The sequence below is a fragment of the Haladaptatus litoreus genome (genome assembly GCF_900156425.1).
Classification (GTDB): Archaea; Halobacteriota; Halobacteria; order Halobacteriales; family Haladaptataceae; genus Haladaptatus; species Haladaptatus litoreus.
In genome coordinates, this window is the sequence record NZ_FTNO01000003.1 from 204,470 (window position 1) to 221,102 (window position 16,633).

The window sequence follows — 16,633 nt, forward strand, 5'->3', positions numbered from 1 at the left end:
GGGGAAAACGCCCACGACTAAAGTCGTAGCATGACTCCGACCACTCACCACGTAAATCACGACCCGCAGCAAAAATTACTAGTGTCTGATTGTACTAGACGGGTGGAAAGTGTCTGACTAATCGAACCCTCCACACTTATCACGCCGTTCCGGAATATGGGTGACAGAACTACCATGCCTATACAGTACGTTGAGGAGGATGAGCAGTGGATTCTCGAAACCAAACGTTCGGCATACGTCTTTGGTGTCGGACCAAACGGAATTCTCCAGCAGTGTTACTGGGGGCCACGACTCCCGCATGAGTCCGACTATCCGAAACCGGGACGTACCGAGAGTCGCCCGGAAGGCTACCCTTTCGATGACATCGAGGAGCGAACTCCCGAGGAGTATCCGCCGTGGGGCGGTGTCAGATACAAGGAACCGGCGATCAAGGTTCGCTATTCGGACGGGACGCAGACGCTTTCCCTCCGTTTCGAGGGGGCAGAGCGACGAGAACCCAACGAAAAAGGCGCGGGTCTCGTCGTCATGCTCCGGGATTCGAACTATGACCTCCGTGTCGCAGTGGAATACCGCCTCATCTACGAAAACGACCTGCTCGAACGCTCAGCGACGATAGTCAACGAAGGGAACGCTCCGGTTTCCCTCGAACGGACGTTATCCGGCCAGCTTTCGATTACGCGGTTCGAACGGTATCGGCTTACTCACTTAGCGGGACATTGGGGGCGTGAGACGAACGTCGAGCGAACGCCCCTCGGCAGGGCCAAGACGACCATCGAGAGCAGACGCGGAGTGACGAGCCATCAGCACAACCCCTGGTTCGCTATCGACGCAGGAACCGCAACTGAACACGAGGGTGAGGTGTATTTCGGCGCGTTGGCGTACAGCGGAAACTGGACGTTCGTCTTCGAGGAGAACTCCTACGGCGACCTACAGATAAGCGGCGGGATACACGATTTCGATTCGGCGTGGCACCTCGAACCGGGCGAATCGTTCGAAACGCCGACGCTCATCGCGGGCTATTCGGCGGAAGGGTTCGGCGGGGGAAGCAGAAACCTCCACGACTATCAGCGGCGGCACGTCCTTCCGGATACGTCCCCGGCCGTGACCCGACCGATTGTGTACAACTCGTGGTACGCAACCGGTTTGGATGTACACGAAGACCAGCAGATGCGACTGGCCGACCGGGCCGCCGAAATCGGCTGTGAACTGTTCGTCGTGGACGCCGGATGGTTCAAAAACGCGACCGACTTCGCGACCGGCGTCGGGGACTGGGAGGTGGACAAGGAGAAGTTCTCGAACGGACTGTCCCCGCTCATCGACCACGTCAAATCGCTCGGCATGGAGTTCGGACTGTGGCTCGAACCCGAGAACGTCAACGAGGACAGCGATTTGTATCGGAACCATCCGGACTGGGTGTACGGATTTTCGAACCGCGACCAACAGCAAAACGACTCCCGGTACGTGCTGAATCTAGCAAAGGAGGAGGTTCGGGGGTTCCTCCACGAAACGTTCGACCGACTGCTGACAGAGTATGACATCGACTTCGTGAAGTGGGACATGAACCGCCCGCTAAGCGACCCCGGCTGGCCGGAGGCCGACCCCGAAACGGAGCGCGAAGTGTGGATTCGACACACCCGAGGGGTGTACGAGGTTTTCGACCGACTTCGGGAGAACCATCCGGAAGTCATACTGGAGTCGTGTTCCGCCGGCGGCGGGCGGGTTGATTTGGGAATCCTCTCACGGGCACACCAGACGTTCCCGAGCGACGACGTCGACCCGTACGACCGCCTGTTCGTCCAGGAGGGCTATTCGCACGCTTACGCCCCGAAAACGATGGTCAACTGGGTCACTGACCCGTGGGAACCAACCGAACGTGAGACGAATCTCGATTATCCATTCCACGTCGGAATGACGGGCGTCCTCGGAATCGGCGCGGATATCTCGGAGTGGACGGCAGAACAGGTCGCCACCGCGAAGAACCACGTTTCCCAGTACAAGGAAATTCGACCCATCGTGCAGAACGGCGACCAGTATCGCCTTCGGTCGCCGCGAGAGCACGAACTATCCGCAGTGCAATACATCAGCCCCGACCGCAGTCGTGCGGTCGTCTTCGCGTTCCGCCACTCGTGGCGGTATGGCGATATGAGTTCGACGCTCCGTCTGAGGGGCCTCGACGAGGATGCGCGATACCGGGTCGAAGGTGGCGAGCGAACCCACGTCCGCAGCGGAAAAGCGCTCCGTGAACGAGGTATCGAAATCGACCTCCGTGGCGATTTCGGAAGCCATCTCGTCCAAGTGACAAAGGAAGAGTAGCGAACCACATCCGCGCAACCGTGCCGCAATTCTAGCTTCTACCTGTCGTCTTTCTACCTATCGTCCTCTTCCAAAATCGAATAGCAGAGAAGCGGTGCCGCCGCCGCCCACGCTTGGGGTTCACACGCGGCCCCGTATGGAACCGGATTGCCCGTCGTATCGGTATCGAACCCGGCGAAAAGTTCGGGAAGCCGGTGGGTTCCGCGTTCGACCGCGGCGGAGAAGAGTCCCTCCGCGATACGCTGCGCACCATCTGTCCGCCCGTATCGGGACATGCCGAGCGCAACCAGCGACGAATCGTGCGGCCACACGCTTCCGAGGTGGTAGCTAAGCGGATTGTACGCCTCGTGTTCGGCAGAGAGGGTTCTGACTCCCCACCCGGAGAACATCTCCGGCGACAGCAGACGGTCGATTACGGTGTCCGCGCGACTTTCGGGGATGATTCCGCTCCAAAGACAGTGGCCGGGATTGGACGTGACAGAGGGTATCGGTTCCTTGTCGCCATCCAACGCGACCGCGTAGAACTCCTCCTCCGGTAGCCAGAACGCCCGGTCGAACTCGTCCGCGAGGGTCGCTGCTTGTTCTTCCAACTCGTCAGCACGTCGCTCGTCGTCGAGGACGCGTCGATAGAGTTCCGACGCCCGTCGCTTCGCGTCGTAGTAGTAGCCCTGCGCTTCGGCCACGGCGAGCGTCCCCTCCGGGTGTGTTCCGTCCGGGTGGACGATGCCGTCGTTGCTGTCCTTCCATGCTTGGTGTGTGAGGCCGCCGTCGTCGCCCTCGTCCGTCGGGTACTCCAAAAATCCGTCCCCGTCGCGGTCGCCGTGTTCGTCCAACCAGCGGAGCGCGGCATCGAGGTTGTCTCGGAGTTCGGTCACGAGTTCGTCGTTCCCCGTCTGCTCCCACGTCTCGTGGAGGAGTACGACGAAGAGAGCGGTGGCGTCGATGGTTCCGTAGTAGGGTGAGTGGGGAACGATTCCCTGCTCAGCGAGTTCACCGAACCGAATCTCGTGCATGATTTTGCCGGGGGTCGCGGCGCGGAACGAGTCGGTCGTCTCCGCCTGATAGTCCGCCAGCAACCGGAGCGTTCCGATAGCCGGTTCGGCGGTAAGCGACAGCGTTTGGTACGCGGAAATCAGCGAATCCCTGCCGAAGGCGGTCGCAAACCACGGGGTGCCTGCCGCCAACACCGGGCCGTGTTCCGTGTTCAGAGTGAGTCGCCGAAGGTCTTCGACGCTCGTCTCCAGCACCCGATGCCACTCATCGCTGACGATGGAGGAGTCCGCCTGCAAATCGAAATCGTACCACTCTCGCCGGTTTCGAACGCCTTCGAGCGCGCGCTCGAAGGCGTTCGACGCGTCGGCCGCCGTTCGTTCGGGGCGAATCGCCACTGTAATCGTAACCGACTCGCCTCGGACAAGCGACAGCGGGAAGTCGAACTCGGTTCGTATCTCCGGGCCGTCCGTGGTACTCGAAACGTCAGCGGGGGAATGGTCGAAGTCGATGGCTGTCGAACGAGCAAACTCGCCGTCGGACGATTCGTAGAAAAATACGGCCCCATTCTCCCGCGATTCGACGGACGGCGACCGCTCGATACCGTCGGTGTGGCCGCGAATCTCGAAGATGTCGTCGAACGTTCCGGTGACGGCGACGGTGAGCGTATCCTCGAACGTGTCGAGGTTCGTGTTGGTCACCGTGATTCGCTCGTGAAATCCGTCCTGCACTAGTTGTTCGCGGTTGATGGAGATTCGTCGCGCACCCTCGATGTCCTCGTCGGCAGCGTACATTTCTCGGTGTCCGATTCCGTTGTCGGAGAGTTCCAGCGTCGTGACCGCGTTGTCAGCGAGCGTGACGGCGTAGTCGGCGACGTGGCGCGTATCCCGCGAGTAAAATCCGTCGTAGTCCCGCGAAAACTCCCCGTTCTTGTCGGTGACGAGGAAGGTCGAATCGCATGCGAGGGTGGCGTCTGATTTCATGCTTTCCAGCGCCTTGTTCGCCGCTCGTATTAGTTACTACGGTAGTAGTGTGCCAACTATTTCGGGACAACTCCAGTGGTAACTTCTCCACCATCTTTATATAATATGCACATATATGTACGGCAAGGAATGACACGAAAGTTCCAAATGGATGGTATCGACCGGCGGAAGTTCGTTACCACCCTTGCGACGGCGGGTACGTTGGGAATCGCGGGATGTAGCAGCGGCGGTTCCGACGGTCAGGGCTCCGGCGGCGGAGGCGGCTCCGCTTCGAACCCGACATCGCTCACAGTCACCGGTTGGTCGTCGTACGAGGACGCATCCGGCGAGTTCAAACAACTCGTCAACGAGTATGACCAGAACCACGACGACGTAAAGACGGAGTACTCCGGAATCGTGTCCAAGTACGAGCAGAAGCTCAAGACCGAGGTCGGGTCGGGTAACGCGCCGGACGTGTTCTGGCTCGATTCGTCTTACTTCGCCAGTTTCGCGGATTCGGACGTGCTCCTCAACTTGCAGTCGCTCGTCGATTCGGGATACACGGACGACATCTTCGACCCGCTCATGGAGGTGTTCAACTACGAGGGAACCCAGTACGGAATCCCGAAGGACTTCAACACGCTCCAGATGTTCTACAACAAAGACCACTTCGAGCAGGCGGGCATCTCCGAACCGCCGAAAACGTGGAGCGAGTTCCGAACTGCGCTGGAGAAAATCAAGCAGAACGTGGACGGCGTCGCGCCGCTCGCCGTCTTCGCAAATGCCCGCCTCTGGTGGGCAATGGTCTTCCAGAACGGCGGGCGCATCCTGAGCAAGGACGGGTCGGAGGCCGTGTTGGCATCCGACGCCAACGTCGAAGCCCTCCAGTTCCTCGTTGACCTCTCGAAGGACGGCCTCGCCAAACGACCCGACCAAACCGGAACCGACTGGCACGGCCCGACCATCGGCGAGGAGAAGGCCGCGGTCACGACGATGGGCGCGTGGGGTCTCGGCTACCTCGGCGACAACCATCCGGAAGTCGATAAGAAAATCGACATCGCCCATCTCCCGATTCCGGAAGGCGGACAAAAATCGACCACCGCTTACGTGGTGTCGTACTCCGCCTACGCGAACACCAAGAACCCGGACGCCACGAAAGACCTGCTCAAACACCTCACGTCCGCCGAAGCACACGAAATGTACGCCTCCGGTGGCGGCGTTCTCACGCCGCGGAAATCCCAGCAGGACAGTGACTACTACAACTCGCACCCGCGCCTCCAGACGTTCCTCAAGGCCGGAGAGTGGTCGAAACCGTGGAGCTACGGCCCGAAAACCGCCGAAATCATCAACCGTGTCAACCCGGAACTGGAGGGAGCGATGCTCGGCAAGAAATCGCCCCGGAAGGCGCTCGAAACCGCCCAGCAGAAGATAAACTCCGAGGTAATGAACTAGTCGAGTTTCGTTACAATGTCCTTCGAAAAAACGGCGAAACGGGTTTTGCCAGCATCGAACGTCGAGCGAGCGAAGCGGTGGCTCGGGCTGACGGACGAGCAGAACAATCTCTCCGGATATCTGTTCGTCCTCCCGAACGTCATCGTCTTCTCCATTTTCCTGCTCGCGCCGGTTCTGTACGCGTTTTACCTCTCGTTCAACGAGTGGAACATCCTCACTGCCGAGGGAACGTGGGTCGGCCTTCAGAACTACGTCAGCGTCCTCACGCCGCTTCCGTGGGAAAACAACTGGGCACCGCTGAGAGACCCGACCGCGAATCTCTGGTGGTACTCGATGAAAAACACTGTCGTCTACGCGGTCGGAACGGTTCCCTTGCAGATTTACGGCGGCTTAGCCGTGGCGCTCATGCTCGATAAGCGGATTCGGGGCAAGAAGGTCTATCGCGCCGCCTACTTCATGCCAGTCATGTTGTCCGGGGCCGCGAGCGCGGTTATCTGGATTTGGTTGCTCTCGTCGAACGGCATCATCAATTCGTTCCTGCAACCGCTCGGACTGGCGCACAACTGGATCGGCGACCCGAGTACCGCGCTCGGCGGCCTGATACTGATGGCCATCTGGGGCGGCATCGGGTTCAATATGATCCTGTTCCTCGCCGGACTGCAGAACATCCCCGATGAACTGTACGAAGCCGCGAGGATTGACGGAGCGAGTCGCTGGCACCGGTTCCGCCACGTAACGTGGCCGAACCTCGGGAACACGAGTTTCTTCGTCCTCGTGATGGCCATCATCGGGTCGTTTCAGGTGTTCGGAACCGCGTTGGTGTTCTCCGACGGCGGGCCGTACTACTCCACGACCACGGTCGTACTGCTCATCTACCAGCGCGCGTTCGAGGAGGGCCAGATGGGCGTCGGTGCCGCGATGGCGTTCATCCTGTTCCTCATCATCTTCGTGTTCAGCTACTACCAGTACCGCTATCGAAAGAGCGAGGAGGTCGAATACTGATGGCACGTTCCAACTACGAATACCCCGGCTACGACCGAACCGGCACCACGTACTGGTCGAAAACCGTCGCGCTGTACCTCATCATCACGTTCGGTGCGGTATGGATGGTTTTACCACTATGGTGGACAGTGACGACCGCGTTCTCCGCGAACCCCAGCACGGGCGCGATTGCCCTGCTTCCGAACGGGTTCACCGTCGAGAACTTCGTCAACCTGTGGAACCGACTGCCGCTCATGCGGTGGTTCCTCAACACCATCATCTTCGCCGGGGCGGTGACGGCGTTCAACCTCATCTTCGACAGCCTCGCCGGTTATGCACTGGCGAAAATCGACTTCTGGGGCCGCGAAAAACTGTTCCTCGGCTTCATCTCCACGATGATGATTCCGGGGATGGTGACGCTCATCCCGGTGTACATCCTGCTCTACAAACTCGGCTGGATAAACACCTATCAGGGCCTCATCGCCCCGCTCGCCGCGAATCCGTTCGGGATATTCCTGCTTCGACAGCATTTCAAGAGTCTTCCGTCGGCACTCGGCGATGCGGCGCGCATCGACGGCTGTAACGAGTTCCAGACCTTCTACAAAATCTATTTGCCGATAGCGAAACCGGCGCTCGCAACGCTCGGCATCTTCACGTTCATGGGCGCGTGGAACAACTTCGAGTGGCCGCTCATCATCGCGAGCGACCTCGAAATGTACACGCTTCCGGTCGCGCTGTTCGCCGTCAGGAACCAGTACTACGCGGACTGGGGCATGATGATGGCCGCCGCGACGATCATCGTCGTCCCGGTTATCGCCGCATTCCTCGCGGCACAGAAGTACTTCATCCGCGGGATGAGCCTCAGCGGGATGAAAGGATAGCGAACCGACTCGTCCGATTCATTTTTCGACGGCTTCCACGACGATTCTATCCGCTTCGATGTCTTCGAGCATCGCACCCCATCCGCCGACGCTTATCTGCTCGCCGTCGTCGGTCTTGATTCTGATAATCGCCTGTTCGGTGTACGTGATGAGCCGAGTTTCACGAGGCTCATCGACCGGCGCTCCGGAGTACACCACATCGATGATTTCGCCAGAAATGTCCGCCCGTTCCTGCGTCAGTCTGTTCGTTCCGGTGACGGTCACGAAGACGCGCTCCCCATCCTCGACGAGCGGACGGACATCCCGAATGCAGTCCCGAATGTAGGTGTAGGTTCTCGGCAGGTCGCCGTCGCTGTCGGTGTACACCTCCGACCACGAATCCCAGAGGGCCGTCTGGAAGAACCATTTGAACACCTGCGCGAGCGAGTAGTCGTTGACCAGTAGTCCGTATTCGTGTGATGGATGCTGGTAGGTTTCCGGCGCGAAGAAGATGTTCGAACGGTCGACGATGGCGAGAAACGGCGTCGGAAGGCGACGGTATCGCACCTCGGACGCGGTTCCCGCGAACTCCTCGCGGAGGGTACCGAGCGGTTCCGTGTCGTACTGGTTTTGCGGGTGGATGGATAGCTTGACGATAACGTCGTTTTCGTAGGCCACCCGAAGGTCGTCCTGTAGCTCCCTGAACTGGTCGGGGGTCAGCGCCATCTGCACGTCGTTTTCGGCGTCGCGAAGCCGCTCGACGGCGTTTTCGATGGCGGCGGACGAGCGCTTGACGACACTCACCGTGTGTTCCGAGAGAACCGGTTGCTCCCAGCGGGTTTCGAGTTCGTCCGCTGCGTCCTGTAGCTGGTTGCTCTGTTCTTCCAGCAGGTCGAACATCGCGTCCGGACTCCGCGCTTTCGCATAGAGACTGCCGCGGTCGTACGTTTCTATCAACCCACGAGATTCGAGGTCGCGGAGAACGTCGTAGATTCGGGCTTGAGGAACGTCGGACGATTCCGCGATTTCGACCGCGGATGCCGACCCGAGTTCGACCACTGCAGTGTAGGCGGCGGCCTGATATTGGGTGAGGCCGACCCGTTCGAGCGTTTCTCGAAATGATTCGTCATCCATAGTAGCTGATGTGTCGGACTATAGCACGCCGCTAGTTATAGTTGACTTCATTCGCCGACGCATCAGTCTTTTCGCAATTGAAGATGGTCCTTCCCGTTTCAGAATCGAAGACGTGAATCTTCTCCTCGGGGAAACGAAGGTAAATCGTATCTCCGGCGTCGAAATGGAGGTTGCCCGCAATCGCGGCGACCATCTCTTCACCGTCCAGTTCGAAGTGAACATAGGTCTCCTTGCCCATCGGTTCGATGACGTTGACGGTCGATTCGACGGTGTGTTCGCCCTGTCCACTGGCGAGTTCGATGTCCTCCGGACGGATGCCGAGCGTTATGCGCTCGCTTTCGCTTTCTTTTCGGATTTCCGCGGCGTGTTCGGACGAGAAGGAATAGTGGACGTCGTCGGACTGTCCGATTCCCTCGGAGAAAACTAGCGTGGAGAAGTTCATGCTGGGAGAACCGATGAACCCGGCGACGAAGATGTTCGTTGGTTCGTAGTAACATTCGAGAGGCGTCCCGACCTGCTGCAGCTTTCCGTCCTTGAGGATGACAATGCGGTCGCCCATCGTCATGGCCTCCGTCTGGTCGTGTGTGACGTACACCGTCGTCACGCCCAACTCCTTCTGTAACTCCTGAATCTCGGTTCGCATCTTCGTCCGCAGCTTGGCGTCCAGATTCGAGAGCGGTTCGTCCATCAGGAACACCTTCGGGTCGCGGACGATGGCGCGTCCGAGTGCGACACGCTGTTTCTGTCCGCCGGAGAGTGCGTTGGGCTTTCGGTTGAGGAGGTCGCCGATGCCGAGCATTTCGGCGGTCGATTCGACGCGCTCTTTGATTTCGTCGGCGGATAAATCCGTCGCCATTTCGAGACCGAAACTCATGTTCTCGCTGACGGTCTTCTGTGGGTAGAGCGCGTAGTTTTGGAACACCATTGCAATGTTCCGGTCTTTCGGCTTCTCGTCGTTGATGACCGCATCGTCGATTGCGACGGTTCCCGAGGATATCGTCTCCAATCCGGCGATGAGACGGAGAGTCGTACTTTTTCCACAACCGGAGGGGCCGACCAGCACGATGAACTCGCTGTCCTCGATGTCGAGCGAAATCTCATCGACGGCAACCACCGGGTCGTCGTCCTCCTGAAAGAGTTTCGTCGCCTCGTCCAATTCAAGCGTTGCCATGTTACATGTTCCCTCGAATCCGAGCACCTAAAGTATTACTACTGGGGTAGTAGCGGAGCTACAGCCCGACGAGCCACGGGAGGAACTCCGGAACCAGATACCAAAACCACTGGACAGTCCACGCACACCCGAGAAAAATCAACCCCCATGGCTCGGAAAGGACAGTCGGCCGAACCGGCCACGAGGCCCCATCATGGTCTTGCATTCGGGGAAAGACGAAATCTATCACGAAGTGAACGAGCAACCCGAGAGCAACGAAGTTGACGACAGTCAGCGACATCGGAACGGATTCGAATAGGCCGACCATGCGACCTGATTTGTAGACCAGCGCCGGAACGAGGAACGTGTGAAATACCCACGACCGATGGGTGGACTCGCGTCCCGCGTCCAGTTCCGGGAGGAAGGCACCGAGGAAGATTGGGAGAACCGCTACGGGATGGTTTCCACCGAGCACGGCGAGGACGCCCATTACGATTGCCCCAATGAGATACCGCTTCCTGTTGTTCATCGAATCTCACCCCGATAGCCGCGGACGATTCGTTTCGCGCCCTCTCCGCTTCGTTCCTCGAACGAAACGACCTCCAAAACCGCAATCATGCCGGGCAGGACGAGGACGACGCCGATTTGCGTTACGAGACAGATGCCGATGAGTATCGCGGCGAATACGGCCTGAAGGACGGAAAACCACGGGGCATCGAACAGGTGATAGGTGGCGTTGCGGAGCGCGGAGACCGATGAAAACGAGTCAGTCGCCGTCCCTCGAACTACGAGCGTCGCCGCACGAAACACGACGAGAACGGCGAGAACGGTGACGTAGCCACCGACGACGATTCCGAAAAGAAACAATAAATTGGTTCGGATAGTGGCGAGCAACGTGTACAGAACGGTTCCGCCGACACTGCCCGCGAGGAGTACACTCAGCGGAACGCCGACCAGCAAATTCTCCCGAAACGTGGCGAGAAAGCGTTGAACGCTTTCTCGCTCACCGACCTTTCCGCCGTCTGATTCCTCCTCCACGAGGACGGTTACCGACTCGATGAGTGCGACGACGGCGGCGCCGGCCGTCACGACCGGAATCGAGACGAGGGTGAAAACGATGCTCAGGGCGGCAACCGTCACCAGATTCGTGTACGTCACGCGGACGAACGCGGCGACGGTAGCCAACGGGTCTAACCGAGACGCATCGAGTCCGGCAGTCATCTGCCACCCAATCCGTAGGCAACCCCGAAAAGCGTCCCGGTTGCCGGGCGAAAAATGGTGTCCGTCTGCACCAGTTATATGGCCCTGAAAGGCGCTCTCTCGACCGATTAGCGGCAAAGCGCAATACGTTACTACGAGAGTAGTGTAGGGGCAATCTATTTTACCACGCTCGACTTCGACACACGACATGTCCGACATCCGCGCCGCGTTTGACTCGTTTCCGAAGCGTGCGACGAAAACCGACGACCTCGACGACATCTACGCCTGTACCGGCAACCGCGCGTATCTCGTCGGCAGTCAAAACGGCACGTTCCCGGACATCGGACACCACGTTGAAGACGAGATGGGCGGCCTGTGGGCGCATCCAATCAAACTTCTCGACGGTTTCTGGTTGCGGGTTTCGGACGGGGAAAACGGGACGTGGCTCACCGACGCCGAGCGATTCGAAAATCGGGGTATCGGAACCGTCCACCGCTATTCGCTCGATGCACCCGCCGTTCGGGTCGAACAACGAAGCGTCGTCCCGGACGACACGACGGGATTGCTGGTCGAATACGAGTTCGAAAACGAGAGCGGTCGGGAACTGGATTTGAACCTGCGATTTTTGGCGCGAAGCGACCTTCTCCCGGCGTGGCTTTCGGACGAAGTCGGCCTCTCGGATGCGCCCGACGAGGGCGACATCCGTGACGAACTGTTCGTTGCATCCGACCGCGACAACCCGTGGGCGGTCGCGGTCGGTGCTTCGACGGATATTACCGACATTCGAACCGGACGTGATCTGTGGGGACCGGAACGAACCGCCGGGGACGGGGTTTCGGGGGAACTGGCGACTTCCGTTTCTCTCGCTCCCGACGAACGTGCCTCGGTGACGGTTTCGATTGCAGGCTCCAACAGCGGCGTCGAGGATGCACTCGACCGCCTTTCGCACCTCCAATCGAACGCGACGACTCTCGTCGCCGAAAAACGCGAGCGGTACGAGAAGCTGGAAAATCAGGCATCGATTCGGTCGCCGGACGAATATCTCGACGACATCTACTCGTGGGTCAAACTCAATCTCGATATGCTTCGGCGGGACGTTCCGGGGGTCGGTGAAGGGTTCGGAGCGGGGTTGCCGACCTATCCGTGGTGGTTCGGCACCGACGGCGCATACACAGTTCAGGGCGCGCTTCCGATGGGGTACCACGAACAAGCGAAAGAAACCCTGCGGACGCTCGCGACCCTCTCCGAGCGCGAAAACGGAAACGGCAGAATCATCCACGAAGCGAGTACGAACGGGGCGGTGTTCAACCCCGGCAACACGCAGGAAACGCCCCACTTCGTCCGGGCGGTGTACGACACGTACCGGTGGACGGGCGACGAACAGTTCCTCGAAGAACTCTACCCGGCGTGTCGGAAGGCGATGCGCTACCTGTTCGAGGAGCGTGACGACGACACCGACGGGCGTCCGGAGGGGTACGGAATTATGGAGGTGAAAGGCCTGAACCTCGAACTCATCGATTCGGCGGTGTATGGGTTGGACGGTCTCCGCGCGCTAAAGCGACTGGCGACTGCAGTCGGTGACGAGGAAACCGCTTCGTGGAGCCATTCGTTCGCCTCGGAGGTGGAGTCAGCCGTCGAACCGTTCTTTTGGGCCGAAGGAGAGGAAATGTACCGCGACATGGTCGGGACGCCGGAGGAGATGCTGAACCATCTCGACGACATTCGATGGCAGATGGAAGAAAGCGGAAACGAACGCGGTTTGGCGTGGTGCGACCGAATCGAGGCACGGGCGAGGGAGGCAATCGAAGCGGGAGAACCCGACGACGAAGCGTGGCAGTTCAAGCAGTGGGTCGTCACGACGCCGCTCGAAGTCGGACTGGCACCTGAAGCCCGAGCGACGAGCGCGCTGAACCGGTTGGAATCTGACGAATTCAGCGGCGAATGGGGGCTGAAGCTCTCCGGCACCGGCAACGAGAACTTCATGACGATATCGACGGGAGTTATGGCGGTCGCGGAGGCAGAATACGGTCGTGTCGATGCCGCCATCGACTATCTCGACCGGATGGCTAAGACGGAACCGCTCCACATGCCAGGGTCGATAAGCGAGATGCTCCCCGATTTCGGCTGTGCCGTTCAAGCGTGGACGGCCTACGGCTTCGGGAGGGTTCTGGTCGAACACATCGCAGGGATTCGTCCCTCTGCGGGGAGTCAATCCCTGATGATTTCGCCGACACTCCCGGACGAGTGGAACCATCTCACTATCTCCGACATCTCGCTCGGGAAAACGACTGCCCAGTATCATATCGAACAGGACGACGAGAGCGTCGTTCTACAATTCGAAATCGAAGACGCGGGCTGGACGCTCGATTTTAACCTTCCTGCAGTAAACGGGCGAGTGGACTCGATTCGAATCGGGAAACGACGATATCAGTCGTTTGATGAGGTTAAAAATATCGAACTTCCATCCGGGCAAACGACGATTCGAGTTGATTTCTAGTTTACCACCTTCAACACATCTACTCCGAAGCGTACATCGTTCTGAATCCAGCCTCGGCCGTCGCAACGAACACCCAAACCAACCGCGACCTCACTGCAGCAGCTGTTGCCGCGTATGCCGAGATTGCCGAACACCTCCTTGGTCAGGATATCGTCCATCTCGAATCCCCCGGCACACTCGTAATCTATCTCTCGTCGAGGCGGTAAGGGTCGAACCGCTTCCCCGGAAACCAATCGAATTCCGCATCGAACGCATCCTTTCGGAGAGTATCCAATGCGACGAGGGCAATGCGAATCATGATCGTAATAGAGCCCGACAATACGGCGAACGCTTCTATTTGCATCGGAAAGCGCTAGCTCCGCTTACGAGGGCAGCCGTTTAAATATCGTAATAACACTGAATAATTCCCGAGTGCTGTCGGATGCGTGGATGAACGGAAACTTGCGTATTCGGGGTTCGGTACCTTTTTCGAGTTATCCCCGCGGAGCGGACTCACAAAGGTGCTCGTCATCCTGTTCAGGTGGGACAGGTAGCCCTCTGAACCGCCGAATTTCGTCCCGGAGATTGTGTCGCTCGACCAAAGCAAAGCCGACGACGATGACCAAGAAGCCGTAGACCGTTCGGATGGGAATTATCTCGCCGAGGACGACAGCGCCCACGCCCGTCGCAACGAGCGGAACCGTATAGCTGATGAGGTTCGCTCGGACTGGCCCGGCACGGTCGATGAGACCGTAGTAAGCGGGGAAGGCGATGGCCGTCGCGGGAATCCCGACCCAAAAGACGGCGACGAGCGCGCTGCGTGTTGGCGTAACGTCCATCGGCGATTCGCCCATCAGCACGCTGATAGCATGAACTAATCCAGCGGCCAGCACGAGCGCCCACGTCGTCATACCTAACCCCGGTATTGAACGGTCGGTTCGACTCAGAAGAACGCTTCCGAACGCTGCTGCGACCGCGGCACCCCCGACCAGCGCGACACCGAGAACTGTCGAATCCCCGCTCGTGGACAGCGACTGTATTCCCACGATAATCGCCACGCCGACGAATCCGAGTAGAATACCGACCATTCCGACGATGTCGATACGTTCGTCGGGTAATAGGACGAGGGCGAACAGTGGCGCTAAGACGGGAACGAGACTGAATATGACGGCGGCGGTTCCAGTGGTGAGATACTGCTGACCCGAAAAGAGAAGGACGGCGTTTAAGCCCGACAGGAAGAATCCGGCAACAGCAATCGCTATCAGGTCACCACGGGTGCGTGGCCGCCAATAACCGCCTCGCCAGTAGACGTATGCGAGAAGGACGGCCGCACCGATGTCGTACCGCAACCCGGCGAACAGTATCGGTGGAATATCGACCAACCCGGCCTTGATGCCGACGAACGCAGTCCCGAACGTCAGTGAAGTGACGATGAACAGCAGAAGGGTTCGGCGGCCGGCCGTCGGTTCGATCTCGCTTCGGTTCCGACCGTGTTCTGCACCCATAGGAAGCATACGTCAGGTGAGCGCTTAACGATGCTGCGGGAAAGAACGATATCGAAAAATTCCCCCTTCTTCCTTCACCGAGTCGCGGTACTGTCTGCAATTCGCCGTACCAAATACGCCTCGTTCCGCCTCATCATCGGGGAGCGGAACCGTGTCAGTGCTTTCCGAAGACGCCCAGCGCGACGTACGCGTTGGTGAGCGGGTGGTAACCGGGTTCCACCTCGACTCCGTGGTTCGGGTCATCACGCTCGTGCGTTTCGGTGAGCCGCTCGTACCAGTTTCCAAACGACGGATTGATGACATGGTGCTCGGCGTATTCCCAGAGTCGGTCGTACCAATCGAGGTACTGCTCGTCCGTTCGCCCGAGCAGGGCCGCGGCACCGATGGCTTCAGCGACTGCCCATCCGTACTTATCAGCGATGATGGGTTGCCCGTCCCCATCCACAGTGTAGTAGAAACCGCCGTGTTCGTCGTCCCAGCCGTCCTCGATGGCGATATCGAAGAGGCTCGTTGCGGTCGGCAACAGCCACGATTCGGGCCGGTACGTCGCAAGAATCGAGAGGAGTTTCGCCCACTCTAAGTGATGTCCCGGTTGATATCCCCACGGTCGGAACTGGTGTCGGGGTTCGTCTTCGTTGTACGCCATGTCGCGGTTCCAGTCGCGGTCGTAATGTTCCCAGATTCTGCCCTCGGTTTCGGCGCCGAGGCGCTTGACGAGCGCCTCGACAATCGTGTAGGCACGTTCCAGATACTGCTCTTCGTCGGTCGCCTCGTATGCCGCGATGAGCGCCTCGCAGGTGTGCATGTTCGCGTTCTGTCCGCGATACGAGGCGATAGTGTCCCATCGGCCATCCGACTGGTCGGCGCATAGGCCGTGTTCCGGTTCCCAAAATCGGTCGTCGATTACACGGAATGCGCGTTCCAGTTCGGCGTTGGCCCCCGAAATTCCCGCCTCAACCGCCCGTGCACTCGCAAGAAGGACGAACGCGTGGCCGTAGCAGAACCAGGTGGCGTCCGCAGTCTCTCGTCCGTCGAGTATCCAATCGTAGCCTTCGTTCTCATCGTTCCAGTGGTGATTCGAGAGGAAGTGAAGCCCGTGTTCTGCCGCCGTCTCGCACCACACTGGCCCGTCGATGAGGGCACCGACGCTAAAATTGTGAACCGCCCTCGCCGTTGCGACGAGGTGTTTCGTTTGCCCGTCGTAGACGAATCCATCTCGTTCATCGAGTTGGGCGATGTAACCGCCGTATCGGGTGTCGATACAGTCGGGGTAGTAGAAGTTCAACACGCGGTGCATCTGCTGTCTGAGTACCCATGGACTTCGATAGTTCGATGATGTCATATTCTCTGGTTCATGTCGTGAACGCGGTGTTCTGGATGGTCGTTTCGACCTGTCGAGCAAAGTTTTGTCCGTTGGTGCGAGTTGAAGCGTGCGCCGACAGACTGCAACGAGCAACCCGACTTTCCGAACGCATGACTTCCCGGACGCAAGAAGCACCTGCATATACAGGCCAATTGGCGAAGTCAGGTGGCGTGTGAACCTCACGCCTGTGAACAATAAAGTCAACTCCGCTGTCGGCCAGCCACGAGAGACCGTCGATGGTGTCACT

Annotated in this window: 12 protein-coding genes and 1 pseudogene; 6 read left to right on the forward strand and 7 right to left on the reverse strand. The window is 59.0% G+C overall.

Translation table 11 applies throughout. The features are described from left to right. The first annotated feature begins 174 nt into the window (after positions 1-174). Positions 175-2,313, forward strand: coding sequence for an alpha-galactosidase (locus tag BW974_RS15350; RefSeq protein ID WP_076431137.1), 2,139 nt, complete (start codon positions 175-177; stop codon positions 2,311-2,313). Between the two features lie 53 nt (positions 2,314-2,366). Here BW974_RS15350 and BW974_RS15355 read toward each other — a convergent pair whose 3' ends face one another. After that, a complete protein-coding gene (locus BW974_RS15355) occupies positions 2,367-4,286 on the reverse strand; it encodes a glycogen debranching N-terminal domain-containing protein (RefSeq protein WP_076431138.1) in 1,920 nt (639 codons plus the stop codon). Positions 4,287-4,415: 129 nt separating this feature from the next. Here BW974_RS15355 and BW974_RS15360 point away from each other — a divergent pair, with 129 nt between their 5' ends. From BW974_RS15360 to BW974_RS15370, 3 genes are read left to right on the forward strand one after another with little or no spacing between them, the layout of a single operon-like run. Beyond that, positions 4,416-5,717, forward strand: coding sequence for an ABC transporter substrate-binding protein (locus BW974_RS15360; protein WP_076431139.1), 1,302 nt, complete (start codon positions 4,416-4,418; stop codon positions 5,715-5,717). A 15-nt stretch (positions 5,718-5,732) separates the two neighbouring features. Beyond that, the gene (locus BW974_RS15365) at positions 5,733-6,719 is read left to right on the forward strand and encodes a carbohydrate ABC transporter permease (protein WP_084186317.1); all 987 of its coding nucleotides are present in this window, start codon (positions 5,733-5,735) and stop codon (positions 6,717-6,719) included. Further along, positions 6,719-7,579 (forward strand): carbohydrate ABC transporter permease, encoded by an 861-nt coding sequence (locus BW974_RS15370; RefSeq protein ID WP_076431140.1) that lies wholly within the window; start codon positions 6,719-6,721, stop codon positions 7,577-7,579. The genes BW974_RS15365 and BW974_RS15370 overlap by 1 nt, the downstream gene beginning before the upstream one ends. Before the next feature lie 18 nt (positions 7,580-7,597). Here the strand turns inward: BW974_RS15370 and BW974_RS15375 are convergent, their stop codons facing one another. Genes BW974_RS15375 through BW974_RS15390 form a run of 4 tightly spaced genes read right to left on the reverse strand, consistent with a single transcriptional unit; the run spans position 7,598 to position 11,063 of the window. Continuing rightward, the gene (locus tag BW974_RS15375; protein WP_076431141.1) at positions 7,598-8,692 is read right to left on the reverse strand and encodes a TrmB family transcriptional regulator; all 1,095 of its coding nucleotides are present in this window, start codon (positions 8,690-8,692) and stop codon (positions 7,598-7,600) included. Between the two features lie 31 nt (positions 8,693-8,723). Further along, the gene (locus tag BW974_RS15380; RefSeq protein WP_076431142.1) at positions 8,724-9,863 is read right to left on the reverse strand and encodes an ABC transporter ATP-binding protein; all 1,140 of its coding nucleotides are present in this window, start codon (positions 9,861-9,863) and stop codon (positions 8,724-8,726) included. A 58-nt stretch (positions 9,864-9,921) separates the two neighbouring features. Beyond that, complete coding sequence (locus BW974_RS15385) at positions 9,922-10,371, reverse strand: hypothetical protein (protein ID WP_076431143.1); 450 nt, start codon at positions 10,369-10,371, stop codon at positions 9,922-9,924. Next, the gene (locus BW974_RS15390) at positions 10,368-11,063 is read right to left on the reverse strand and encodes a hypothetical protein (RefSeq protein WP_076431144.1); all 696 of its coding nucleotides are present in this window, start codon (positions 11,061-11,063) and stop codon (positions 10,368-10,370) included. Before BW974_RS15390 ends, BW974_RS15385 begins: the two co-directional genes overlap by 4 nt. Positions 11,064-11,250: 187 nt before the next feature. Between BW974_RS15390 and BW974_RS15395 the strand changes: the two genes are divergently transcribed. Beyond that, a complete protein-coding gene (locus BW974_RS15395) occupies positions 11,251-13,539 on the forward strand; it encodes a glucosidase family protein (RefSeq protein ID WP_076431145.1) in 2,289 nt (762 codons plus the stop codon). Between the two features lie 20 nt (positions 13,540-13,559). Continuing rightward, positions 13,560-13,718, forward strand: a pseudogene (locus tag BW974_RS15400) (geranylgeranylglyceryl/heptaprenylglyceryl phosphate synthase); the annotation flags it as partial. Positions 13,719-14,012: 294 nt separating this feature from the next. Here BW974_RS15400 and BW974_RS15405 read toward each other — a convergent pair. Together BW974_RS15405 and BW974_RS15410 are read right to left on the reverse strand one after the other, a co-directional pair. Then, on the reverse strand, positions 14,013-15,023 hold the full coding sequence (locus tag BW974_RS15405) for a DMT family transporter (RefSeq protein WP_076431146.1): 1,011 nt from the start codon (positions 15,021-15,023) through the stop codon (positions 14,013-14,015). 154 nt (positions 15,024-15,177) lie between these two features. Beyond that, on the reverse strand, positions 15,178-16,365 hold the full coding sequence (locus BW974_RS15410; RefSeq protein WP_076431147.1) for an AGE family epimerase/isomerase: 1,188 nt from the start codon (positions 16,363-16,365) through the stop codon (positions 15,178-15,180). Positions 16,366-16,633 lie beyond the last annotated feature (268 nt).

Coding starts and splice junctions, on each gene's coding strand:
- BW974_RS15350 (WP_076431137.1), top strand. CDS start 175: ATGCCTATACAGTACGTTGAGGAGGATGAGCAGTGGATTCTCGAAACC.
- BW974_RS15355 (WP_076431138.1), bottom strand. CDS start 4,286: ATGAAATCAGACGCCACCCTCGCATGCGATTCGACCTTCCTCGTCACC.
- BW974_RS15360 (WP_076431139.1), top strand. CDS start 4,416: ATGACACGAAAGTTCCAAATGGATGGTATCGACCGGCGGAAGTTCGTT.
- BW974_RS15365 (WP_084186317.1), top strand. CDS start 5,733: ATGTCCTTCGAAAAAACGGCGAAACGGGTTTTGCCAGCATCGAACGTC.
- BW974_RS15370 (WP_076431140.1), top strand. CDS start 6,719: ATGGCACGTTCCAACTACGAATACCCCGGCTACGACCGAACCGGCACC.
- BW974_RS15375 (WP_076431141.1), bottom strand. CDS start 8,692: ATGGATGACGAATCATTTCGAGAAACGCTCGAACGGGTCGGCCTCACC.
- BW974_RS15380 (WP_076431142.1), bottom strand. CDS start 9,863: ATGGCAACGCTTGAATTGGACGAGGCGACGAAACTCTTTCAGGAGGAC.
- BW974_RS15385 (WP_076431143.1), bottom strand. CDS start 10,371: ATGAACAACAGGAAGCGGTATCTCATTGGGGCAATCGTAATGGGCGTC.
- BW974_RS15390 (WP_076431144.1), bottom strand. CDS start 11,063: ATGACTGCCGGACTCGATGCGTCTCGGTTAGACCCGTTGGCTACCGTC.
- BW974_RS15395 (WP_076431145.1), top strand. CDS start 11,251: ATGTCCGACATCCGCGCCGCGTTTGACTCGTTTCCGAAGCGTGCGACG.
- BW974_RS15405 (WP_076431146.1), bottom strand. CDS start 15,023: ATGGGTGCAGAACACGGTCGGAACCGAAGCGAGATCGAACCGACGGCC.
- BW974_RS15410 (WP_076431147.1), bottom strand. CDS start 16,365: ATGACATCATCGAACTATCGAAGTCCATGGGTACTCAGACAGCAGATG.